This window comes from Sulfurimonas sp. HSL3-2, assembly GCF_039645965.1.
Classification (GTDB): Bacteria; Campylobacterota; Campylobacteria; order Campylobacterales; family Sulfurimonadaceae; genus Hydrocurvibacter; species Hydrocurvibacter mobilis.
Window position 1 is genome coordinate 1,900,517 of sequence record NZ_CP147917.1, and the last position, 22,181, is coordinate 1,922,697.

The window sequence follows — 22,181 nt, forward strand, 5'->3', positions numbered from 1 at the left end:
AATTCCTTGAGTAAAATCCTGTTTTAACTCTCTATGTATTTTATCACTCTATCCAAATCTATCTGCTCATCTACAGATGAAGGAGGTAGATTCTGTGCCTCTTCCAACGCATTGCAAAGTTCATCGTTTTCGATGTACTGAACATGATGGACATACTTAAACAGCTCTTTTTGATCGTGAAAATGTTTACCTGTTATGATCTTACACCCAAAATGAGCCGGTTCGAGCGGATTATGCCCGCCGACATCCTCTTTAAACGCTCCGCCTAAGACTGCGATATCGCTTATCTTATAGATGTTGTTGAGTTCACCCATCATATCTACTAAAACGATCTCTGTAGATAAACTTTTATCTTCACTGAAACGGTTTACATGTAAGCTGTTCTGATTACAAAATTCAACCAAGATCTTATATACCGCTTCAAATCTTTCAGGATGACGCGGAACGACTATGAGCTTGGCTGCATTGTTTTTTATATACTCTTTATAGCCCTCTAAGACTACCTTCTCTTCACCATCGTGAGTACTTGCCGCGACTATGGTAGTGATGTCCGGTTTCTCATACTCTTTTGTGCTTTCGATCTTTTGAGCCAGTTTGATGTTTCCGACTATCTCTATATCTTTAGCACCCAACGTCTCAAAACGAAATGCATCGATCTCGCTTTGGCAAAAGATCTTATCGACGTTTGCCAGCAGGCGTCTGTAAAACCAGCCCATCTTCATATACTTTTTAACGCTTTTATCTGAGATACGCGCATTTAAAAGCACGACTTTCCCGCCTCTTGCTGCCACTACGGCAAAAAGCATATACCAAAACTCCGCTTCGAGCACTACCACCATCTTTTGCGGTTTGATCCAAAACGGCAGAAACATCTCATACGGAAGATATCTTAGATCGACTCCATACTTCTTTGCTTCATTTTGTCCGGTTTGTGTGATGGTGGTTATCTTGACATTCTCTTTGTCGATACTGTCTAGAATCGGTTTAAGTGCTCTGCTTTCGCCAAGCGAACAGACATGAAACCATATACCGTTACTATTTTTAAATCTTGGATTGTTAAAAAGAAAAAAACGTGATGGGATAGACTCTTTGTATTTTTGTTTAAAAGACAAAGATATCAAAAGCGGCAGTGCCAGAATATAGAGCACTACGCTTAAGATATAATAGATGAAGGAAAATGGCCTCAAGCCTATGCTTCTTCGCCCTCGGCCATATATAATATACGACCACAGTGTGGACATGTAACGATCTCTTCACCTTTGATAACGTCCGCATAAACTTTATCGTTTACATGCATAAAACATCCCATACATGCTTGTTCTTTTACTGCAACTGCCGTAGTGTTTTTAGCCCAGCGACGAATCTTTTGATAAAAAGCAAGACCTTTTTGGTTCATCCCGCCTACAAGTTTCTCTTTTCTTGCAAAAACCTCATGACGAGCTTTTTCAATGCTTGCAAGTTTTTCATCAACATCAGCTTTGATCGCTGACAAGTTTGCGTCTAACTCATTTCTTGTCTGAGTCAACTCTTCAAGCTTCTCTTTTTTTGCTGTGATCAGTTTATCTAAACGTACGATCTCTTCATTAGCAAAAGTGACCTGCTCTTTAGCGATCTCTTCTTCAAGTTGTAAAGATTTCATCTCACGTTCAGTTTTTATTTCTGCAGCTTTTTTCTTGTTTTCTTCAAGCTTTGCAGAAAGTTCAGCTAAATGAAGCTCGTTTTTGTGTTTTTTCAACTCTTCATTTTTCATCTCTTCTTCTAAAGATGAGATCTCATTGTCTAAATTGTCTTTTGTTGCAAGAGCTGCTTCATACTTATAGTTAACCTCGTCTATCTGAGGTTCAAAAGCGTCTATCTCTTTGTCAACTTCTGAGAGGTCTATTAGTTGTTTTAAGTGTTTGTTCATCTATTTCCTTTTTGGATGCGGTGCGACAATATCCCTATATATATGTGAAAGGGTTTTTTGATTGTGAAATTATAACCGCTAATCCTAAATTTTCCAAATATGTTGCTAAAATTTTTCCAAAAAATTGTTCACTTTCATAATGACCGATGTCGATCATCGATAAATTTATGGTTTTTGCTTCCATTGCATCATGATATTTTATGTCACCTGTTAAAAAGCAGTCAGCATCTATGGAGCGCATTAATGAAGCTCCCGAGCCGGTTGTAAGTGCAACGGTTTTGATACGTTCATGAGCTTTTACACATTTTACATGCGGCAACCCGAAAGCTTCAGAGATTTTGTGTGCAAAATCATCAAATTTCTCATCAACTTCCATATAAGCTATAAAACCCTCTTTTTTTACTATCTCCAAACCGAGTACTTTTGTCGCGACATATTCATTTAGATGTGTCTGGTCAAAATTTGTATGCATAGCGATATTCGAGATATTTTTTTGTACCATCTTTCTTATGAGATGTGCCGGATATTGATTGAACTGAAGTTGTTTAATCCCGCCGAAAATAAGCGGATGATGCGTAATAAGCAGAGAGTTCTCATCCATCTCCTCTATCAGTTTTTCATCCACATCGATACTGAGATATACTTTGTCTACCTCTTCGTTCAGATCACCAAGAAGAAGTCCCGAGTTATCCCAGCTTTCCTGTAGTTCAAAGGGTGAGATCTCATCTAAAAAGTTATAGATATCTATCGTTTTCATGCATAACTCCTTGTACGTTTACATCTTACGTAAACCGCTTTTGTCTTAAAGCCGGACTCCTCTTTAAACTCGAACATATCGGTGCTCTGCATCAGATCGACAAGCTTTTTAAAGCCGTAATTACGGGAATCGAATTCAGGTATCTTGTTGACGATCTTCTGTCCTACAGAACCCAGATAAGACCATCCCGTATAATCAGATGTGTCATCGACTGCATTACGCAGGATCGCTAAAAGTCTTATATCTTTTGATATATCTTTTATCTCTTTTGATTTTACTGGTTTTCCGGTCTCTTCGATCTCGTCATTTCTCAGGTTCTCCGTATAGATAAACTTGTCACACGCACTCATAAACGATTTGGGTGTCTTTTTCTCTCCGAATCCGTAAACAGTAAGTCCGCTCTCTCTGATCCTTGACGCCAGACGTGTAAAATCGCTGTCGCTTGAGACTATACAAAAACCGTCGAAGTTTTGTGCATACAAAAGGTCCATCGCGTCGATGATCATCGCAGAATCGGTCGCATTTTTTCCCGTTGTGTATGCAAACTGCTGCATAGGATGGATACCGTGTTCGAGAAGTGCGTTTTTCCATCCTTTGAGTTTTGTATCTGTCCAGTCACCGTAGATCCTCTTAACACTTGCGACACCGTAGTTTGCTATCTCGTCAAGAAGTCCTTCGATGATCTTGGGCTGTGAGTTATCTGCATCTATAAGTACGGCTAATTTTTTTTGTTCACTGCTCAAACTCTATCCTTGATCTTTTGTATCTCTGCTTTTGCTTCTTCGAGTTCAGGGTTTAACTCCAACGCTTTTTCGTACATCTTTAAAGCTTCGTCATACTGGTTCATATCTACTAGAAGATTGGCATAATTAAAGTATGTGACATCATACTCATCATCAATCTCTAAAGCTTTTTTATAATGCTCTTCAGCCTTGGGAAAATCACCGATCTTTCTAAAAAGTGAAGCCAATGCGTTATGCATTGTATCATTATATTTATCAATGCCCAAAGCCTCTTGATAGTAGGAGATCGCTTCATTATCTCTCTCCTCTTGTGCCGAGATATATCCCATCTTTCCAAGGATGTCAGGGTTGCTCGGATCTTTTACATTCGCTTCATCCAAAAGTGCAAAAGCTTTTTGAAGGTCACCCGCCATAAAAGCCTCATCCGCTTTTTTCACCAACTGTTCGGGATCAAACGGAGAGAAACCGTTTTGTGAACGCGGAGTCGGTTTATCATTTTGATCGTTGTCTTCTAAATTTTGCACATGCTGATAGACTTTATATGAAAAAAATGCTGCCATGCCTAACATTAGAATTTGAAATATTGTCATAAGGTTCCTTTTTCGTTATTATAACCTGTTTGTAACCATCTCTACGATATAATAAGTAAAATTCAATTTATACGGTTTTATATTATGATAAATTTAAAAGACCCTAGTTTATACAACAATCGTGAGCTTTCTTGGCTTCAATTTAATACAAGAGTATTAAAGCAGGCACAAGACCAATCTCTTCCATTACTTGAAAGATTAAAGTTCCTTGCAATATACGGAACCAATCTTGACGAATTTTATATGATCCGTGTTGCCGGACTTAAAAAGCTTTTTAGCGTCGGCGTTATAGTCTCCGGTGCAGACAGACTTACACCCCTTCAGCAGCTTATTGACATCAGAACATACCTGCATCAAGAGCAGCAGGTAGTCGAATACTGTATGACCGATATCTTTAAATCACTCGAAGAGGAAGGGATATTTCTAAAAAAATACAAAGACCTTAATGTACATGAAAAAAAGGTCATCAATAAAAAGTTTTTTGAGTCTATCTATCCTATTATCATCCCTATCGCCGTCGATGCGACACACCCGTTCCCGCACCTGAACAACCTGAGTTTCGGGATCATCGTCAAGCTTTTAGACAAAGACGACAGCACTGTAGAGAGATTCGGGATCGTCAGGGTCCCTCGTGTTCTATCGAGATTCGTACAATTGACCGACAGTATCTATGTACCTGTCGAAGATGTCGTTGCCGAACATATCGAGGATATCTTCCCTGGTTACAAGCTTTTAAAAAGCGTACCGTTCAGGATCACGAGAAATGCCGATATCGCCATCGAAGAAGAGGAAGCGGACGACTTTTTGGAGATCCTTGAAGAGGGTCTGAAGCTTCGTAGAAAAGGTGAGATCGTAAGACTTGAAGTCGGCTCCGATGCAGATGACGAGATCATCGATTTTTTCAACAGCCATATCAATGTCTTTAAAAACGATATCTATAAGTTTCACACGATACTAAACCTTTCATCTCTATGGCAGATAGTAGGAAACAAGGATTTTGCACATCTTTTAAACGAGCAGTTCAATCCTAAGATCCTGCCTCCGCTAAACTCGAATGAAAATATTTTTAATATCTTAGAGGCTCAGGATATCATCCTTTACCATCCGTATGAAAGTTTTGAACCGATCGTAAGAATGATCCAGACTGCGGCAAAAGACCCTGATGTCGTAACGATCAAGATGACGCTTTACCGTGCAGGACCGCTCTCTCCGATAGTCCAGTCGCTCATGAACGCTGCAGAATCGGGCAAGCAGGTAACCGTTATGGTCGAGCTAAAAGCAAGGTTTGACGAAGAGAACAACCTTATCTGGGCAAAAGCACTTGAAAAAGCGGGAGCACACGTTATCTACGGTATTTTCGGATTTAAAGTACATGCAAAAGCGACGCTTATCACAAGACGTACAAACGGAAAACTAAAACAGTATGCACACTTAGGTACGGGTAACTACAACCCGAGTACGGCTAAGATATATACTGACATCAGCTATATGACTGCAAAAGATGAGATAACGAACGACTTGACACGTTTTTTCCACTTTTTGACAGGTTTTAGTAAAAAAGGAAAGCTGGAAAAACTTTATATGTCTCCGGCACAGATCAAACCGAAACTTCTCTCACTTATAAATAATGAGACAAGAAAAGGAAAAGAGGGACAGATCATCGCGAAGATGAACTCTTTGGTTGATGACGACGTTATCCGCGCACTTTATAAAGCAAGTCAGGCAGGTGTGAAGATAGAACTTATCATCCGCGGTGTGTGTTGTCTAAAACCTGGTATTCCGGGAATTAGTGAAAATATCAGAGTCATCTCGATAATCGGAAAATATCTTGAGCACGCAAGAATCTTTTACTTTAAGAACACGCTTCCGAATCTGTTTATCTCAAGCGCGGACTGGATGCCTCGTAATCTTATGAGACGTATAGAACTTTTAACAGGGATAGAAGATAAAGAAAATGCGCAGAAGCTTCTTCAGATATTGCAGCTTCAATGTTCAGACAACACGCTCTCACATGAACTTGTAAGTGACGGAAGTTATCATAGAGTCAAAACAGATCCGGCTCATGTAGTTAACAACCATAAGATGATCGAAGAACATATGAGCAGTATGCAAAAAGCTCTTAAAAAAGAGTCGCCAAACTACGTACAACAGCTTGCATACAGACTTTTAAAGGACTCGTAATGGTTCATAACTTTAAAGATATCTCACCAAAAATAGGTGAGAAAAGCTGGGTAGCACCCTCAGCTGATGTCATTGGAGATGTTACGATAGGCAAAGACTGCTCTATCTGGTTTGGCTGTGTGGTCCGCGGAGATGTTCACTACATCACCATCGGTGACAGGACAAATATCCAAGACCTTTCAATGATACATGTGACGCACTACAAAAAAGCGGACAAAAGCGACGGTAATCCTACCGTGATAGGCAACGACGTGACTATCGGTCACCGCGTTATGCTTCACGGCTGTACCATAGAGGACGCTTGTCTCATCGGGATGAGTGCGACTATACTTGACGGTGCGGTGATAGGAAAAGAGTCCATAGTCGGTGCCGGAGCGCTTGTAACAAAAAACAAAGTATTTCCTCCGCGCTCGCTCATCATGGGAAGTCCTGCAAAAGTCGTCAAAGATCTGAGTGATGAAGAGGTAAAAGAGCTTTATGCATCAGCTTCAAGATATGTGAACTTCAAAGAGGACTATAGAATCTGATGCCGCACCTTGATCCGCTTATATTAGTAGATATCTTAGGTATCGTCGCATTTGCGATAAGCGGATTTTTAGTCGGTACCAGAAACAACCTAGACATACTCGGTGTCGTCATAGCTGCTTCACTGACTGCACTCGGCGGCGGGATCGTGAGAGACACCATCCTAAGCGTCACCCCTTTTGCTTTTAAGACACTCTACCCTGCGACTGCTCTTTTTGTAGTCATACTTTTAGCGTTTATCATCAAGATACATAGGTTCGGGAGTATAGAAAAGAGATGGCTTTTTGTCGTAACCGATACCATCGGACTTGTCGCATTCAGCATTACGGGAGCGCTGCTTGCGATAAATGCGGGATATAACTTTTTTGGAGTCATCATCCTCAGTTTCATCACCGCGATGGGAGGAGGAGTCATAAGAGACATCCTCATAAACCAAGTGCCTGCAGTGCTCATAAGCGACTTCTACGGCTCGATCTCGGTTATAGTCTCCATACTTCTGCTGCTCTTACATGTAAGCGATCTTCTAAACCAGACGACCATCCTCTTAGTTGCGATATTCTCTATAGCACTCAGACTTGTGGCTTATAAATATAAATGGGAATTACCGAAAATTATCTGAAGCTTTTCACAGGAGAATCCCTTTAGAAGGGACTCCTTATTTTGATACTTTTTTGCGGAGAAAAAAGTACAGAAGTTATATTAAAGTAAATTACGTTCTATAATCCGCATTGATCTTGACATACTCATATCCAAGATCACATCCGTATGCCGTGAACTTCCCGTCTGCGATACCAAGATCACAGCTGATAGTAAACGCTGGAAGTTTCATAACAGCTGCAGCTTCTACTTCCATATCTTTGTTAAAATAGATCTCGCCTCTGTCATAGACACAAAGTTCGTTAAAAGAGATCTTGAGTGTTTCTTCCTTACATGTAACGCCGCTTGCTCCCACAGTTGAAGCGATACGTCCCCAGTTCGGGTCTTCCCCGTAAAGTGCAGTCTTTACTAGAAGTGAATCGCTTAACGCTTTTGCCACTCTTTCAGCTTCGATGTCGTCTTTTGCACCAGTGACGTTGTATGTCACAAGTTTCGTCGCACCTTCACCGTCTCTTACCATCTCTTTTGCTAAGAAAAGCATGATCTCATAAACCGCTTCTTTAAATGCTTCTTTGTTGTAAACACCGCTTTTTTTGTTGCTAAAAAGCATGACTGTGTCATTTGTAGAGGTATCACCGTCCACGCTCGCTGCATTAAATGTCGTCTTGACGTTTGCATCAAGGATGGACTGCATCTCCTGCTTGCTCACATCTGCATCTGTTGTTATAAAACAAAGCATCGTAGCCATTGCAGGATTTATCATCCCCGCACCCTTCGCCATCGCGCCGATATGAAACTTACTTCCATCTTCAAGCACTACTTCATAAGCGATGCTTTTAGAGAAACTGTCAGTTGTCATGATCGCTTTGCTTGCGTTTACAGGTTCTCTTTTTGTGATGTCAAATTTTGCTGCACCTGCAATGATCTTCTCTTTTGGGATTCTCACGCCGATAACACCCGTCGAGCTCATAACAGGGTTTACAAGGCCCTCGATGTTGATAGCAGAAAGTATCTCGTCAATATCCGTAACACCCTTAGCTCCCGTCATCGCATTTGCATTTTTAGAGTTGATGATCAGAAAGTTTGTCTGAAACTCACCCTTGTCTTTAAAGTGTTTTATCGGTGCCGCTGCCATCTTGTTCGTCGTAAAAGTCGATGCTATATCGCACAGTGTGTCACTATATATAAAAGCCATATCCAAAGCGTTGTTTGCTTTTAGACCGGCACTGATGCCATCGGCAAAGAAACCATCTGCCGCACAAACACCGCCCTCAATCTTGTTTAATTTATACATATTTTAGTTCCTCAGGTTTTTTACGTTTCATAACTATATCTTTTGTCATAGAGATACCCTGCTGTGTTCCGATGACCAGCAGACTGCACTCGCTTGTTATCAGGACATCGCCTTTTGGCATCGTCACAAATTTTCCATCTTTTTTCGTGATCCCCACAACCGAGACATTCGCGATCTCTCTTAAGTGTGATTCTCTTAGTTTTTTTAGTACCATCCAGCTGAATTTCGGAACATATACCTGTTCCATATCAAGCGGCGTATCGTTTCTATACAGGAACTCTTCAAGCAGGTTTTCCATGTCAGGACGTGCCGCCATCGTACTTACACGCTGTGCTGTCAGTTTTGTCGGAGAGACGACCGTATCGGCTCCCAGCTTTTTCAGTTTTTCAACATCACTCATACTCTCAGCCGAACTGATAATATAGTATGGACGAGGAAGCAAATGCTCTTTTTCAAACAGCCTGACGGATGCGATGATCGCGATATTGTCGGCGATGTTATCTGAAAGAGTAATGATCCCCTTGCCTGATGAAAGGTGAGCTTTAAGCATTGCCACTTCTGTATGCGGTTCAGCCTGCAGATAGTACGGATATTTGTGTTTTTTTGCCAACTCATCCATATCTTCTCTGTGATCTATCACAACAAAAGGTATATGATTTTTACGTAGTTGTTTGGTAACTTCTATCGTGTAATCATTGTGAAAACATACAACGAAATGATTTTTTAAACGTGCAATCTTATATAACATACGGCGTTCCTTTAATACTCTGGAAATAACTCCCTTATTCAGCTCCGAGACCAATGTACCTATCGCACTCGAAAATACGGCGAATCCTGCAATAATAAGTGTGATGGTGAATATACGACCGGCTTGAGATATTGGATATATCTCTCCATATCCGACTGTTGTAAATGTTATACCGGTTTGATAGATCGCGTCCATTAACGGGAAATCATCAATCAGCATATAGCCGAATGTTCCAATTAACATTATCAATACAGTTAGAATTAGAGGTAAGCGGAATGGTTTGAGGTGCCCATAAAACTCCGGTAGGAGTCTTACTTCAGGCTTAGGAGGTGTCTCCCAATGGATAAATTTACGAATCCTAGCTAAAAGATTCAATACATATCCCTACGTGTTACGAGTTTTTCTTAAGTGTGCGAAGCTCTTTTGCAGAAATTTTGATTTTCTTCGTTGTTCCATCTTCTAATGTAACACGAACTGTTCTCAAGTTTGGTAAAAAACGACGTTTAGTTCTGTTCTTCGCATGAGAAACATTGTTTCCGCTCATTGGGCCTTTACCACTAATAGCACATCTTCTTGCCATATCTAGGCTCCCTTGTACAAAAATTTAAGTTGCGAATTATAGCAAATAAAAACAAAAGTGCAACTTAAGTGCGTATTTATTTTATCTTTCTTCTATTATTTAATTATCGATTAAACTCTAAAGAGATAAAATCGTTCATAATTAACTATTGATTGGAACAAAAAATGGTTACAACCGAAGATATTAAAGATTATATCAAAAAAATCCCTCCAACTCCAGAGGTTCTCAATAAAACTGTTTCTTGTGTTAATGCCGGAGAGTTGGTAAAAGCCGCAAAAATAGCTGAAGAGGACTTGGCACTCAAGTCATATCTTAAAGATCTTGTCAACAAACCTATATATGGATTTAGAAATGAGGTCAGCGATCTTTCCCAGATATTTGGTATTTTAGGCATAAATGCTGCGAAACAATCACTTTATAACTATATGCTTTCACTGCTCAGTCCTAAAGAGTGGGTTCTCTTTAAAATGAACAAAGTACTGTTTTACGATTTCCAAGCCGATCTCAGCAGGAGATGGCACGATATATTGATCCATTTAAAGATAGACGACAAAGATATAGAGAGTTCTATTACTCTTCTGCCTTCGAGCATCATCGTGTGTGAAGCACTTTTTAAAAACAATATAGAAAATGTCAGACTCTTAAAAGGTGCAAAAGACCTGGATTATAATACTATATTAAAGAGACTTACGAAACTAGACCTTTTTGACATCTCTAAACATATTGCAAAGACTTGGGATATGCCCGATAGAATAGGAGAGGTGGTGCAGGCTGCATCAGGAGTCAAACCGTCAAATGACCCGACGATCAACACTTTAGGAAAGTGGATGCATCTGCTTCTGTTTTATGAACTTTCTCAACCGAAATTCATTGAAGCAGGTCTTAATGACTTCATCGAATTCAATGTCGAGTACGTAGGAGATATTTATGAGGATTTTATGCAGTTGATGAATGTGGGTGAAAAAGAATGAGAGCGGTAGTAAAAGACAGAATCGGGGTATTTTATCCTCAAGGATTTTTAGACGGGAACAACGCACCCTCTTATCTGACTATCGAAGATATCAAAGCGACAGAACAGTTAAATGTCGATATGCTTTTAGTATCTCTTAAAAAGGTAGTCTTTTTCAATCTAAACGGAATCGACGTCTTTGTAAAACTCCTGCAGAGAGTAAAAGCAAAAAATCATATTGATGTCGGTATATGCGATTATGACCAAAAGAAATATGAGTCTATTATGGCTTACTATAAAGACAACCTTTCATTTTCACTCTTTAAGACGCAGCAGATCGCCGAACTTTTTACGGCATCTTATACAAATCAGGGCAAGACTCTGCTTCTTTACAGCGAAGACCCTTCACAGCGTTCGGCAATGGCGATAGAACTTTACGACAACGGTCACAACCCTATAATCGCTCAGACAAAAGAGGATTTTATTGAAAAGTCGGCACATCCCGATGCATATGACGATATAGTTCAAAACACTCACCTCGGCCTTATGGGACAAAAGGTCGCTACACGTGTTACCGGCAATGCTATTATCTATACGGTATCCGGATTTTTAGATGCGGAGATCGGTAGTACTTTCAATATCGCATATCATAACAACTCGTTAAACGTAGGTTTCAGGCTCTTTATATTCGATGCATATAAAGTCCTTTCAATGAACATTCATGCAGTCAATTTCCTCTCGAAACTCTGTTCCGCTGCAGCAGAATATAATGCGACGATCTGTTTTGTCGGTATGACGTTTGAGAAGACTCCGCTTGCTTTTAAAGAGGAACTTGAAGATGCAGGTATGATGTTCTTTGATGATATGGATGACATACTTCAGGACAAAGAACTTCTTGAAGAGCTAGGCGGAAGCAGTGCAGCGTCAGGAAAGAACAAACGTTCTTTGACCAAAGTCGTAGTACAGGAACTTCCCGACTTTATCGATGCTACGGTTTCTACTATTGAGATGATGACGAATGCAAAAGCCGTAAAAAAATCAGCTGACATACAAAAACTTTTTATTGAAGATATCAATACCAAGATGGCAAGTTCGATCGGTTTTTACGGAGGCATCGACGGGATGATAATCCTTATATTTCCAAAAGATGTCGCTAAAAAAAGCTGTGCCCTGCTTTTAGGTGAAGAGACAGATGATGTCAATCAGATCTTAGACGCACTAGCCGAATTTGTAAATATTATCGGCGGGCGTACAAAGACTCTGCTCTCTGAAAAACATATAAGTGTCGATATCACACTTCCTAGGACTTATGCGGATGTCTCAAGCCTGTTAGAGGTCGTAGACAGTAAAAAAGGGGTGCAGGTCGATATGGCTTTTAACACTGACCACTTCACTTTTTTCCTTACAAGATAGCGGTAAAAAAGAGTGTAAGCTTTTACTCTAAAGAGTTTTGGTAAAATTTCAAAAAATATTAAAGGCGATATATGCTTGTAGCTCCTAGTGTACTCTCTGCAGATTTCGGAAATCTTGCAAACGATGTTAAAGCTATCTGTGATGCTGGATGCGATCTGGTCCACGTTGATGTAATGGACGGACATTTTGTTCCGAATCTGACAATTGGGCCTGTTGTCGTTTCAGCTATAGCAAAGGCGGCTACAAAACCTCTTGATATACACCTTATGGTACAAAACAACACTTTCTTCGTTGAACTCTTTGCACCTCTAAAACCGGAATATATCTCTTTTCATATCGAAGAGGAGAAACATCCGCATAGACTGATCCAAAAGATCAGATCACTCGGTATTAAACCGGCGATCGTTTTAAATCCTCACACTCCGCCTGAAGCTATCGAATATATCCTCGAAGATCTGGACATGGTACTTGTGATGAGTGTCAATCCGGGATTCGGCGGGCAGAGTTTCATACCAAATGTCGTTAAAAAAGTAAAACGCTTAAAAGAGCTAAGAGACGCGATCAATCCAAACTGCCTTATCGAGATAGACGGCGGCGTGACAGATAAAAACATCGAGATGCTTCGTGATGCGGGAGTCGATGTTTGTGTTGCGGGAAGTTATGTGTTTAAACATGACTCATATAAAGAAGCGATAGACAGTCTGCATATATGAGAACAAAAATCTGTGGAATAACCTCTTTTGAAGATGCGATGGCAGCGATCGACGCCGGTGCGGATGCCTTAGGATTTGTCTTTTATAAAGAATCTCCTAGATATATCTCTAAAGAGGATGCCAGAGATATTATCAAAGATCTTCCTCCTTTTGTCGAAAAAGTCGCCCTTTTTGTCAACGAAGATGCAGATACAATCGATGAGATATGCAGGTTTACGGGTGCGACACTCGCACAGATCCATTTTGATGCAGACAAAAAACTTTATAGCTCACTCAAAACTCCTCACCTTAAAGTCATACGGGCTCAGACAAAAGACGATGTAGCAAAATACAAAGATGAGTATAGGTTAGTCGATGCATACTGTGAAAGTTACGGCGGAGCAGGAAAAAGAATAAACATAGAGTGGTTTGACGATGTCGACTGTTCAAAGATCATACTTGCAGGCGGACTAGACCCTCAAAATGTAGCTGATCTGAAGAAGTACGGCTTTTACGGTGTCGATGTCAGCAGCGGAGTCGAAAAAAGCAAAGGTAAAAAAGACTATAAGAAAGTAAGAGAATTTATAAAAAATGCTAAGTGACTTTATACTTGATAGAAAAAGTCTATCAAAACTCTCTACCAGCGGTCTATCCTATGAAAGCATAAAATCTCAAACCGGTTCTGAAGACGTAGATTTCACATTGGAGCTATGGCGTGCACAGGGGCTTGATATTGTAAGAGACAGAGCCCTTTACTACTATGCTACAAAGTTTGTCAATATAAAAGACGCAGTGTTTTGTATCGTCGATGTCGAGACGAACGGTTCTAAGACAGATAAACATCAGATCATAGAGATCGGTGCCGTCAAGGTACTAAACGGTGAGATCATAGATACATATGAAAGTCTGGTACATTGTACGGACATCAATAAACATATAACAGATATCACAGGAATAAGCGTAGAAGATACTAAAGATGCTCCACCGCTTAAACAGGTGATGCAGGAATTTAAACTTTTTTTAGCCGACAGTGTCTTTGTCGCCCATGACGTAAAATTCGACTTCAAGTTTATCTCTTCTATGATGGAGAAGATCGGTCTCAGCCCCATACTAAACCGCCACCTGTGTAGTATAAACCTTGCAGAAAGAACTATAGAATCATACAGATACGGACTTTCCTATCTTAATGAACTTCTAAACCTGCATGAAGATGCCACGCATCACAGAGCACTCTCAGATGCACTCACAACTGCAAAACTGTTTATAAAATCTTTGAGCTTACTTGATGATAATGTTGTTACTGTAGAAGATCTGATAAATTTTTCAAAAAATGAGAGAAGATTAAAAAGACCGAAGTTCGATCCTCTTATAAAAGATGAAGAGGAGTAGTTTCTACTCCGAAAACTCGCCTATACTGACAAGTCTTTCATAACGTTTTTGCATTCTTTCTTCATCGCTCATCGAACGCAGCTCTTGAAGTTTATTTAAGAAGTAGTCACCTAACGCTTTTGCTGCACCCTCTTTATCACGATGCGCACCGATCAACGGTTCATCTATGACATCATCGATAAGATCTAACTCTTTTAGATCTTCACTTGTGATTCTAAGAGCTTTTGTAGCAGTCTCCACTTTTGTCGGGTCATTCCAAAGGATAGCAGAACACCCTTCAGGTGAGATGACGCTAAATACAGAGTAACGCATCATCGCAAGTCTGTCTGCAACACCGATAGCCAGTGCCCCGCCGCTTCCGCCTTCACCGATAACTATAGAGATAGTCTGTGTGTTCAGTTTTGAAAGTTCAAGCAGGTTTCTAGCGATAGCTTCACTTTGGTTTCTCTCTTCTGCGCCTAGACCAGGGTAAGCGCCCGGAGTGTCTATAAGCATAAGAACAGGGATATGAAACTTCTCTGCCATCTGTGCGGCACGTAAAGCTTTACGGTATCCTTCAGGGTTTGGCATACCGAAGTTACGCTTGAGCTTGTTCTTCGTTCCACGCCCTTTTTGTTCACCGATAACCATGACTTTCTCTTCACCGATATAGCCAAGGTAGCAGATAATCGCAGGATCGTCTCTAAAGTGACGGTCTCCATGGATCTCATACATATCATGCATTAAGATATTGATATAATCCAGCGCATATGGGCGATCTTGATGACGAGCAAGTTGTAGTTTTTGAAATGGAGATAGATTTTTATAAGTTTTAGATACTTCTTTATCTAAGTCTTTTTTTAAAATCTGTACTGCATGGTCGTCACGACGAACCTCTGCAGAGATTATCTCCTCTTGTATCTGTTTTATTTTTTGTTCAAAATCAAGATATGTTGCCAAGAAGGTTCCTTAGATTTTTTTGAAAATTACAACGCCGTTTGTACCGCCAAAACCAAATGAGTTACTCATAACTACGTTTAGCTCAGCTTTGCGCGCTTGATTTGGAACATAGTCTAAATCACAATTTTCATCTGGTGTTTCATAGTTTATCGTCGGAGGGATGATCCCGTCACGCATAGCCATTAGACAAGTAACAGCTTCGATACCGCCTGCTGCACCTAGACAGTGACCAATCTGACCTTTGATAGAACTCATCGGAGGACAGTTTTGTGCACCGCCTAGTAGTTCTTTCACTGCAGCCGTCTCGTTTTTGTCATTGATCGGAGTACTTGTACCGTGAGCGTTTACATAGTCAAGTTTAGGCTCACCTGCCATTTTATATGCAGCTTTCATAGCACGTAACGGACCGTCAAGACTTGGAGTCGTGATGTGGTTTGCATCGCCGCTCTCACCAAAACCGATGATCTCAGCATAGATGTTAGCACCGCGAGCAACTGCTGCTTCATACTCTTCAAGGACAAGTGCACCTGCACCCTCACCCATAACAAACCCGTCACGACCTGAATCAAATGGACGAGAAGCATGTTTAGGATCGTCATTTCTTGTAGAAAGAGCTTTCATAGCAGCGAATCCGCCGACACCTGCACCTGTGATCGCTGATTCTGCAGCGACAACCAGCATTCTGTCAGCACCGTTACACATAATAGTCTTTGCTGCTTCACTGATAGCGTGAGTCCCAGCAGCACAAGCCGTTACTGATGAAAGGTTAGGACCTTTTAAGTCGTGAGCTATAGAAACAAATCCGCCAAGCATATTTACTAAAGCAGACGGGATAAAAAACGGAGATATACGACGAGGACCTTTAGTCTCGATGATGATAGAGTTTTTCTCGATAGCCGGAAGTCCGCCGATACCTGAAGCTGCAGATATACCGAAACGTTCAGCATCGATATCGTCACCAAATTTAGCATCTGCGATCGCTTCTTGTGCCGCTTTTAGTCCTAAATGGATAAATCTATCAGCTTTTTTAACCTCTTTTGCGTCCATCACAGTTGCCGGATCAAAATCTTTGACCTCACCTGCGATCTTAACAGCATAATCACTAGGATCAAATATAGTTATAGTATCTATTCCACATTCACCGGCACACATAGCTTTAAACGAACTCTCTTTATCATGCCCTATTGAATTTATCATTCCTAAACCAGTTACTACAACTCTTCTCATATTTTTTAGCTCCTATATTATATATATCTATAAATACTCTTAGAAATACTTTTTCAAAAAATCACATCTAAAAATATATTTTTGTTATATTGAGGCTATTTGCCTCAATAATGTAATTATTTACTTTCTATATAATCAATTACATCTTTAACAGTTTGAATTTTTTCCGCTTCATCATCAGGGATTTCAATATCAAACTTCTCTTCAAGCGCCATTACTAATTCAACGACATCAAGGCTATCAGCACCTAGATCCTCAACAAATTTAGAATCCTCTTTTACTTCGTCTGGGTTAACGCTTAATTGTTCAACAACAACTTCTTTAATATCATCGATTAGTGCCATCATAGCTCCTATTTTTAAGTATAAAATCTTGGAATTGTAACATATTTTGCTTAAATTACTAAGTAATTCATGTGAGGTTTTGAAGTGTCAGTCCTAATAAAATAGAACTTTAATCGGCAAATTAAAATATAAGTGCCGAAAGTGCGGATGAGCAGAAGGGCAAAGCGCCTTATGCCATGTTCATCCCGCCGTTTACTTTTAGCGTTTCACCCGTGATATAACTTGAGTGGTCTGAAAGTAAAAATGCAGTCGCTTCTGCAACTTCTTTCGCATCTCCAAAACGTCCCATAGGGATCTTAGATGTAAAAGAGTTTTTGATCTCGTCACTTAAGACATCTGTCATCTCAGTTGCGATAAAACCAGGAGTAAGTGAGTTATAACGGATACCGCTTGACGCTGCTTCGATAGCAAAACTTTTTGTCATAGCTATCACACCGCCTTTACTTGCCGCGTAATTTGTCTGACCGCCGTTACCCGTCTCGCCTACGATAGAAGAGATGTTTACGATCGAACCGAATTTTTTCTTTCTCATAACTTTCATCGCTTCACGACAACCGATAAATGCAGATGTAAGATTTGCATTAATAACAGACATAAAATCTTCTACTTTCATACGAAGTGCAAGTTTATCGTTTGTGATCCCTGCATTGTTTACAAGATATGAAAGTTCACCGTCAGAATCAACGATAGTTTTGATAGCATCTACGAATGCATCTTCATCACTTACGTCAAATCCGATAACAGCAGCGACGCCGCCTGCAGCTTCTATCTCAGCTTTTACTGCGTCAGCTTCTGCTGCACCGCTTCTATAGTTGATCCATACTTTAAGACCGTATGTCGCTAAAACTTTTGCTATCTCTGCACCGATACCGCGGCTTGAACCCGTTACTAAAACATTTTTTCCACTAAATCTCATAAAACTATTTTCTCCATTTCAATTAAATTAAAAAAGCACCAAGGTGCGTTATATTAGACCGTGATCCATCTCTTGTGGGATCTCTAAATCCATCAGTTTCAAGATAGTCGGCGCTATGTTGTTCAGACCGCCTGTCTCTACTTTTGTAACACCGTCAGCCATAACAAAACACCAGACTTTTCCGACTGTATGGTTTGTCAGTACATTACCGCTTGAGTCTTTCATCTCTTCACAGTTACCATGATCGGAAGTGATCACTAAAGCGTAATCTTTTTCTTTGGCTTTTTCTACGATACGTCCAAGCTGTGCATCGACCGTCTCGACAGCTTTCACGGCTGCATCAAAATCTCCCGTATGCCCTACCATGTCGCCGTTTGCAAAGTTGACGACTACAAAATCATACTCCTCATCCATCGCTTTTACGACTGCATCGCCTACTTCAGGAGCACTCATCTCAGGTTTCATATCGTAAGTCCTGACATTTGGACTAGGGATCAGTACGCGTGTCTCGTTTAAACACGGTTCATCTATCCCGCCGTTTAAAAAGAATGTGACGTGTGCATATTTTTCAGTCTCGGCCGTATGAAGCTGACGAAGACCGTTTGCAGAGATGACCTCTGCCAATGTATTTTTCGGTGACTCTTTTTTAAACAAAACCGGATAGTTGAAACTTTTGTCGTACTCGGTGATCGTCGCGACATTGACCGGAATATATTTTCTTGCGAATCCGTCAAAATCTTTATCTCCGATGGCTGTCACCATCTCTCTCATCCTGTCACTTCTAAAGTTTATAGTAAGAACGCTATCGCCCTCTTTAAAACCTTCATATCCGTCAAATGCTGTCGGTTCTATAAACTCATCCGTCACATTTTTTGCATAAGAGTCTTCAATATAGTCTTCGACACTGTAGTCGCTCTTTGGAGTCGCATTTACGATCGCGTCGTATCCTGCTTTTACTCTTTCCCAGCGGTTGTCACGGTCCATTGAATAAAAACGCCCTCCGATAGTCGCTATCTTTACATTGTCTCCAAGGTGAGCCTGGACTTGATGCAGATAGAGTGTCGCAGATGTCGGAGAGACATCACGGCCGTCCGTGATAAGATGTAAAAACACCTCTTTGCCTTGTGATGCGGCCAAATCTGCTATCCCCATAAAATGGTCTATATGCGAGTGAACACCACCGTCACTCATAAGTCCTATCAGATGCAGTCTTTTTGATTTTTTGAGTAAGTTTTTAAACTCGATATTGTCGTTGAAACTATGCTCATCAAGCGCTAAAGAGATCTTTACCAGATCTTGATATAAAACACGCCCGCTGCCTATAGTCATATGCCCTACTTCAGAGTTCCCCATCTGTCCGTGAGGAAGTCCGACACTTAGACCGAATGTATCTATAAGTGAGTGCGGTACATTTTTAAAAAGATTATCGTAAGTCGGTTTTTTTGCATTATAAAATGCGTTGTACTCTGTTTTTGAAGAGTACCCAATACCGTCTGTAATAACTAAAACTGCTTTTTTAGACAATTTTTTTCCTTTGAATATGTTTGAAAATTTTCATTTTTAAACAAAAGATTAGTGCGATTATACTATAATCTCTATTTTAAATTGATTTAGGACTCTGCTTTTGCTTTATTGGCTTCACATACATTTTGATATAAACATCCTTGGATATATAACAATACGCGCAGGGATCGCATTTTTCTTAGGTCTAATATTTACTCTTTTTTTAATGCCTAAATTTATAAAATGGGCGAAGAATAGCTCGAGTGTACAACCAATAAACAACTGGGCACCTGAAGCTCACCAGCTCAAATCAAAGACTCCTACAATGGGCGGGATCGTTTTTATAACATCCACCATCATCGCTTCACTTTTAACGGTAAAACTGACAAATATCTATGTTATCGGCGCACTTACCACCATCATCACTTTTGCACTTATCGGTCTTCAAGACGATATGGCAAAGATAAAAAATAAACTCAATACTGCCGGACTCTCTGCACGTGCAAAACTTTTTGCTCAGATACTCAGTGCAGGCGGTATTGCACTGTTTTTATATATTTTCGCAGAGTTCGATACCGATCTGTACATACCGTTTATGAAGAACCCGATCTTTGATATGGGGATCTTCGCCATCATTTTTTGGATCATCGTCATGGTCTCTGCTTCAAATGCCGTAAACCTGACAGACGGTCTTGACGGTCTTGCTACCGTTCCTTCCATCGCATCTTTGTCATCACTCAGCCTTATCGTGTATGCAACGGGGAACAGCGTGTTTAGCGACTACCTGTTGATCCCGCATTTCAATGTCGGCGAGGTGGTCATCATCGCAGCGGCACTCATCGGTTCGCTTGCAGGATTTTTATGGTTTAACTGTCATCCGGCAGAGGTATTTATGGGTGACAGCGGTTCACTGACTCTTGGAGCGTTTATAGCTTACATGGCGGTCATAAGTAAAGTCGAGATACTTCTAGTGTTGATCGGTCTTATCTTCGTGATCGAGACTCTTTCCGTGATACTTCAAGTCGGAAGCTTTAAACTGCGTAAAAAACGCATCTTTTTAATGGCTCCGATCCACCACCATTTCGAGATGAAGAACTGGTCTGAGAACAAGATCATCGTCAGATTCTGGATCATCGCGATCATCTCAAACCTGATCGCTATCATAACTCTAAAGATACGCTAAGATGGGTGTAGTATCTCTTTTTGGATATGGCGGAACTACAAAAGCTCTTGCAAAGAAGATCAAAAACGTCGTCTTTTACGATGATAAAGTCACAAAACCCTTTACTGATGAAAATGGTTTTAAAGTAAAACCTTCAAGCGACTTCGATCCTAAATATTCCTCTTTGGAGATCACTTCTCCGGGTATCCCGCCGCACAATCCACTGATACAAAAAGCTGCAAACCTTATCAGCGAATATGACTATTTTGCAGATAAGATGCCTTTTTCTATCTGGATCAGCGGGACAAACGGTAAGACGACGACTACACAGATGACACATCATCTGCTTCGCGAGTATGGAAGCCTTGAGGGCGGAAACATCGGGACGGCTCTTGCAGATCTTGCAACCGAAGCTCCGATATGGGTTCTTGAGACCAGCAGTTTTACCCTTCACTATACAAACAAAGCAAAACCGAATATCTATGTCTTGCTTCCTCTTTCTCCCGACCATCTTTCATGGCACGGTGATATGTCTTCATATATAGAAGATAAACTAAAACCTGTTCAAATGATGAAGGACGGGGAGATAGCTATAATCCCAAAAGAGCATAAAGACTCTTTAAAAAGCAAAGCAAACATCATCTTTTATGAAGATGAAAACGAGCTGGCAGACATCTTTGAGATCGAACTTGAAAAGATCAATTTTCAAGGGGTGTTTTTACTTGATGCACTTTTAGCACTTTGTATCAAAAAGATACTTTATAACATAGCGGACTATGAAGCGATCAATGCATTTGTCATTGATCCTCACCGCCAGGAGGAACTGCAGGACTCAAAAGGCAGACTTTGGGTAAACGATACAAAAGCAACCAATCTTGATGCGACCATCGGTGCACTTAAAAGATATAAAGAGAAAAATATCCATCTAATACTCGGCGGAGACGACAAAGGTGTCGATCTGACACAGCTTTTTGAATACCTAAAAGAGTTACATGTAAAGCGCCCTGCAGGTGTAAGCATCTATGCGATAGGCTCAAACCAAGAGAAACTTTTAAAACTTTCAAATGAGTATGGCCTGCAATGTAAAGGGTACGGTATCTTAGACAATGCCGTAAGCGAAATAGCCAAAGTTCTAAAAGCTGATGAAGTCGCACTGCTCTCGCCTGCGGCCGCAAGTTTAGATCAGTTTACTTCCTATGCTCACCGCGGGGACAGATTCAAAGAGCTAGTCCGTAGTCTCTAGCTCTTCTGTTTTACCCTTATATATAGGTATTCTACATTTATTACTCTTTATCAAATAAAATTTCTCAGAAAATATAGGGATATTAAAAAAATTAATATATAATGACGCAGTTTTTAAATACTTCAAAAAGGAAAAATATGAAAAAATTTACACTATCGGCTTTATTATTGGCTGCAATGATGTTTATAGGTGCATCTTCACTAAATGCTAGTGATATGAAATGTGGTGCAGGAAAATGTGGTACTGCAATGAAATGTGGCGCTGCTATGTCAAAAGATATGAAAGTAAAAGGTTGTAAATGTAAAGACTGCAACCATCCAAACTGTGCGGCAAAACTAGATCCGACAAAAGCTTGTGACTGCCCTATGAAACCTATCAAAAAATGTAACGGTAAAAAAGCTGATATGCCTGCAAAAAAATGCGGTAACTCGAACTAATTTTTCTCTTTTACATGTAAGGGTATCTTCCTTACATGTAAACTCT

Annotated in this window: 24 protein-coding genes; 11 read left to right on the plus strand and 13 right to left on the minus strand. The window is 40.3% G+C overall.

Annotated elements, in window-relative coordinates; translation table 11 throughout:
- Positions 1 to 23 precede the first annotated feature (23 nt).
- Genes waaA through WCX87_RS09550 form a run of 5 tightly spaced genes read right to left on the minus strand, consistent with a single transcriptional unit; the run spans position 24 to position 3,966 of the window.
- Positions 24 to 1,187 (minus strand): lipid IV(A) 3-deoxy-D-manno-octulosonic acid transferase, encoded by a 1,164-nt coding sequence (gene waaA / locus WCX87_RS09530; RefSeq protein ID WP_345979508.1) that lies wholly within the window; start codon positions 1,185 to 1,187, stop codon positions 24 to 26.
- A gap of 2 nt (positions 1,188 to 1,189) precedes the next feature.
- Entirely contained in the window at positions 1,190 to 1,906 is a 717-nt protein-coding gene (locus tag WCX87_RS09535; protein WP_345979510.1) for a zinc ribbon domain-containing protein, read from the minus strand.
- 34 nt (positions 1,907 to 1,940) lie between these two features.
- Entirely contained in the window at positions 1,941 to 2,663 is a 723-nt protein-coding gene (locus tag WCX87_RS09540) for a Nif3-like dinuclear metal center hexameric protein (protein ID WP_345979512.1), read from the minus strand.
- Positions 2,660 to 3,406, minus strand: coding sequence for an NYN domain-containing protein (locus tag WCX87_RS09545; RefSeq protein ID WP_345979514.1), 747 nt, complete (start codon positions 3,404 to 3,406; stop codon positions 2,660 to 2,662). Before WCX87_RS09545 ends, WCX87_RS09540 begins: the two co-directional genes overlap by 4 nt.
- Positions 3,403 to 3,966: a tetratricopeptide repeat protein gene (locus WCX87_RS09550; protein ID WP_345979515.1), complete on the minus strand. Its 564-nt coding sequence runs from the start codon at positions 3,964 to 3,966 to the stop codon at positions 3,403 to 3,405. The genes WCX87_RS09545 and WCX87_RS09550 overlap by 4 nt, the downstream gene beginning before the upstream one ends.
- Before the next feature lie 114 nt (positions 3,967 to 4,080).
- Between WCX87_RS09550 and WCX87_RS09555 the strand changes: the two genes are divergently transcribed.
- Genes WCX87_RS09555 through WCX87_RS09565 form a run of 3 tightly spaced genes read left to right on the plus strand, consistent with a single transcriptional unit; the run spans position 4,081 to position 7,321 of the window.
- The gene (locus WCX87_RS09555) at positions 4,081 to 6,177 is read left to right on the plus strand and encodes an RNA degradosome polyphosphate kinase (protein ID WP_345979516.1); all 2,097 of its coding nucleotides are present in this window, start codon (positions 4,081 to 4,083) and stop codon (positions 6,175 to 6,177) included.
- Positions 6,177 to 6,704 carry a gamma carbonic anhydrase family protein gene (locus WCX87_RS09560; RefSeq protein WP_345979518.1) on the plus strand — a complete coding sequence of 176 codons (528 nt, stop codon included), beginning with the start codon at positions 6,177 to 6,179 and terminating at the stop codon, positions 6,702 to 6,704. The genes WCX87_RS09555 and WCX87_RS09560 overlap by 1 nt, the downstream gene beginning before the upstream one ends.
- On the plus strand, positions 6,704 to 7,321 hold the full coding sequence (locus WCX87_RS09565; RefSeq protein WP_345979519.1) for a TRIC cation channel family protein: 618 nt from the start codon (positions 6,704 to 6,706) through the stop codon (positions 7,319 to 7,321). The genes WCX87_RS09560 and WCX87_RS09565 overlap by 1 nt, the downstream gene beginning before the upstream one ends.
- A 90-nt stretch (positions 7,322 to 7,411) precedes the next feature.
- Here the strand turns inward: WCX87_RS09565 and argJ are convergent, their stop codons facing one another.
- Genes argJ through rpmB form a run of 3 tightly spaced genes read right to left on the minus strand, consistent with a single transcriptional unit; the run spans position 7,412 to position 9,921 of the window.
- The gene (gene argJ / locus WCX87_RS09570; protein ID WP_345979520.1) at positions 7,412 to 8,593 is read right to left on the minus strand and encodes a bifunctional glutamate N-acetyltransferase/amino-acid acetyltransferase ArgJ; all 1,182 of its coding nucleotides are present in this window, start codon (positions 8,591 to 8,593) and stop codon (positions 7,412 to 7,414) included.
- Positions 8,586 to 9,716 (minus strand): NAD-binding protein, encoded by a 1,131-nt coding sequence (locus WCX87_RS09575; protein ID WP_345979521.1) that lies wholly within the window; start codon positions 9,714 to 9,716, stop codon positions 8,586 to 8,588. The genes argJ and WCX87_RS09575 overlap by 8 nt, the downstream gene beginning before the upstream one ends.
- Before the next feature lie 16 nt (positions 9,717 to 9,732).
- Complete coding sequence (gene rpmB / locus WCX87_RS09580; RefSeq protein ID WP_345979523.1) at positions 9,733 to 9,921, minus strand: 50S ribosomal protein L28; 189 nt, start codon at positions 9,919 to 9,921, stop codon at positions 9,733 to 9,735.
- A 164-nt stretch (positions 9,922 to 10,085) separates the two neighbouring features.
- Here rpmB and WCX87_RS09585 point away from each other — a divergent pair, with 164 nt between their 5' ends.
- The 5 genes from WCX87_RS09585 (at position 10,086) to WCX87_RS09605 (ending at position 14,364) form a co-directional block, all read left to right on the plus strand.
- Positions 10,086 to 10,892, plus strand: coding sequence for an HDOD domain-containing protein (locus tag WCX87_RS09585; RefSeq protein ID WP_345979525.1), 807 nt, complete (start codon positions 10,086 to 10,088; stop codon positions 10,890 to 10,892).
- Positions 10,889 to 12,283 (plus strand): chemotaxis protein CheX, encoded by a 1,395-nt coding sequence (locus WCX87_RS09590; protein WP_345979526.1) that lies wholly within the window; start codon positions 10,889 to 10,891, stop codon positions 12,281 to 12,283. Before WCX87_RS09585 ends, WCX87_RS09590 begins: the two co-directional genes overlap by 4 nt.
- A 71-nt stretch (positions 12,284 to 12,354) precedes the next feature.
- The gene (gene rpe, locus WCX87_RS09595) at positions 12,355 to 12,996 is read left to right on the plus strand and encodes a ribulose-phosphate 3-epimerase (protein ID WP_345979528.1); all 642 of its coding nucleotides are present in this window, start codon (positions 12,355 to 12,357) and stop codon (positions 12,994 to 12,996) included.
- Positions 12,993 to 13,577 (plus strand): phosphoribosylanthranilate isomerase, encoded by a 585-nt coding sequence (locus WCX87_RS09600; RefSeq protein ID WP_345979529.1) that lies wholly within the window; start codon positions 12,993 to 12,995, stop codon positions 13,575 to 13,577. The genes rpe and WCX87_RS09600 overlap by 4 nt, the downstream gene beginning before the upstream one ends.
- A complete protein-coding gene (locus WCX87_RS09605) occupies positions 13,567 to 14,364 on the plus strand; it encodes a 3'-5' exonuclease (RefSeq protein ID WP_345979531.1) in 798 nt (265 codons plus the stop codon). The genes WCX87_RS09600 and WCX87_RS09605 overlap by 11 nt, the downstream gene beginning before the upstream one ends.
- Positions 14,365 to 14,367: 3 nt before the next feature.
- On the opposite strand, the gene accA is transcribed toward WCX87_RS09605, so the two are convergent.
- The 5 genes from accA to gpmI all read right to left on the minus strand — a co-directional run bounded on the left by accA (position 14,368) and on the right by gpmI (position 19,314).
- Entirely contained in the window at positions 14,368 to 15,303 is a 936-nt protein-coding gene (gene accA / locus WCX87_RS09610) for an acetyl-CoA carboxylase carboxyl transferase subunit alpha (protein WP_345979533.1), read from the minus strand.
- 9 nt (positions 15,304 to 15,312) lie between these two features.
- A complete protein-coding gene (locus tag WCX87_RS09615) occupies positions 15,313 to 16,530 on the minus strand; it encodes a beta-ketoacyl-ACP synthase II (RefSeq protein WP_345979535.1) in 1,218 nt (405 codons plus the stop codon).
- A 116-nt stretch (positions 16,531 to 16,646) separates the two neighbouring features.
- Positions 16,647 to 16,874 (minus strand): acyl carrier protein, encoded by a 228-nt coding sequence (gene acpP, locus WCX87_RS09620; protein ID WP_345979537.1) that lies wholly within the window; start codon positions 16,872 to 16,874, stop codon positions 16,647 to 16,649.
- 169 nt (positions 16,875 to 17,043) lie between these two features.
- A complete protein-coding gene (fabG, locus tag WCX87_RS09625; RefSeq protein WP_345979539.1) occupies positions 17,044 to 17,790 on the minus strand; it encodes a 3-oxoacyl-ACP reductase FabG in 747 nt (248 codons plus the stop codon).
- Positions 17,791 to 17,838: 48 nt separating this feature from the next.
- Positions 17,839 to 19,314, minus strand: a complete 1,476-nt coding sequence (gpmI, locus tag WCX87_RS09630) for a 2,3-bisphosphoglycerate-independent phosphoglycerate mutase (protein ID WP_345979541.1) — start codon at positions 19,312 to 19,314, stop codon at positions 17,839 to 17,841.
- Between the two features lie 100 nt (positions 19,315 to 19,414).
- Here gpmI and mraY point away from each other — a divergent pair, with 100 nt between their 5' ends.
- The 3 genes from mraY to WCX87_RS09645 all read left to right on the plus strand — a co-directional run bounded on the left by mraY (position 19,415) and on the right by WCX87_RS09645 (position 22,135).
- Positions 19,415 to 20,476, plus strand: a complete 1,062-nt coding sequence (mraY, locus tag WCX87_RS09635) for a phospho-N-acetylmuramoyl-pentapeptide-transferase (protein ID WP_345979542.1) — start codon at positions 19,415 to 19,417, stop codon at positions 20,474 to 20,476.
- A 1-nt stretch (position 20,477) separates the two neighbouring features.
- Positions 20,478 to 21,698, plus strand: a complete 1,221-nt coding sequence (murD, locus tag WCX87_RS09640) for a UDP-N-acetylmuramoyl-L-alanine--D-glutamate ligase (protein ID WP_345979544.1) — start codon at positions 20,478 to 20,480, stop codon at positions 21,696 to 21,698.
- A gap of 137 nt (positions 21,699 to 21,835) precedes the next feature.
- Complete coding sequence (locus WCX87_RS09645; RefSeq protein ID WP_345979546.1) at positions 21,836 to 22,135, plus strand: hypothetical protein; 300 nt, start codon at positions 21,836 to 21,838, stop codon at positions 22,133 to 22,135.
- Positions 22,136 to 22,181 lie beyond the last annotated feature (46 nt).

Excerpts from the sequence above, each read along its gene's own strand:
- WCX87_RS09550 (WP_345979515.1), bottom strand. The coding sequence starts at position 3,966 with ATGGCAGCATTTTTTTCATATAAAGTCTATCAGCATGTGCAAAATTTA.
- WCX87_RS09615 (WP_345979535.1), bottom strand. The coding sequence starts at position 16,530 with ATGAGAAGAGTTGTAGTAACTGGTTTAGGAATGATAAATTCAATAGGG.
- WCX87_RS09560 (WP_345979518.1), top strand. The coding sequence starts at position 6,177 with ATGGTTCATAACTTTAAAGATATCTCACCAAAAATAGGTGAGAAAAGC.
- murD (WP_345979544.1), top strand. The coding sequence starts at position 20,478 with ATGGGTGTAGTATCTCTTTTTGGATATGGCGGAACTACAAAAGCTCTT.
- WCX87_RS09565 (WP_345979519.1), top strand. The coding sequence starts at position 6,704 with ATGCCGCACCTTGATCCGCTTATATTAGTAGATATCTTAGGTATCGTC.
- WCX87_RS09645 (WP_345979546.1), top strand. The coding sequence starts at position 21,836 with ATGAAAAAATTTACACTATCGGCTTTATTATTGGCTGCAATGATGTTT.
- fabG (WP_345979539.1), bottom strand. The coding sequence starts at position 17,790 with ATGAGATTTAGTGGAAAAAATGTTTTAGTAACGGGTTCAAGCCGCGGT.
- WCX87_RS09555 (WP_345979516.1), top strand. The coding sequence starts at position 4,081 with ATGATAAATTTAAAAGACCCTAGTTTATACAACAATCGTGAGCTTTCT.
- argJ (WP_345979520.1), bottom strand. The coding sequence starts at position 8,593 with ATGTATAAATTAAACAAGATTGAGGGCGGTGTTTGTGCGGCAGATGGT.
- WCX87_RS09605 (WP_345979531.1), top strand. The coding sequence starts at position 13,567 with ATGCTAAGTGACTTTATACTTGATAGAAAAAGTCTATCAAAACTCTCT.
- WCX87_RS09600 (WP_345979529.1), top strand. The coding sequence starts at position 12,993 with ATGAGAACAAAAATCTGTGGAATAACCTCTTTTGAAGATGCGATGGCA.
- WCX87_RS09540 (WP_345979512.1), bottom strand. The coding sequence starts at position 2,663 with ATGAAAACGATAGATATCTATAACTTTTTAGATGAGATCTCACCCTTT.
- rpmB (WP_345979523.1), bottom strand. The coding sequence starts at position 9,921 with ATGGCAAGAAGATGTGCTATTAGTGGTAAAGGCCCAATGAGCGGAAAC.
- WCX87_RS09535 (WP_345979510.1), bottom strand. The coding sequence starts at position 1,906 with ATGAACAAACACTTAAAACAACTAATAGACCTCTCAGAAGTTGACAAA.
- WCX87_RS09585 (WP_345979525.1), top strand. The coding sequence starts at position 10,086 with ATGGTTACAACCGAAGATATTAAAGATTATATCAAAAAAATCCCTCCA.
- acpP (WP_345979537.1), bottom strand. The coding sequence starts at position 16,874 with ATGGCACTAATCGATGATATTAAAGAAGTTGTTGTTGAACAATTAAGC.
- WCX87_RS09590 (WP_345979526.1), top strand. The coding sequence starts at position 10,889 with ATGAGAGCGGTAGTAAAAGACAGAATCGGGGTATTTTATCCTCAAGGA.
- rpe (WP_345979528.1), top strand. The coding sequence starts at position 12,355 with ATGCTTGTAGCTCCTAGTGTACTCTCTGCAGATTTCGGAAATCTTGCA.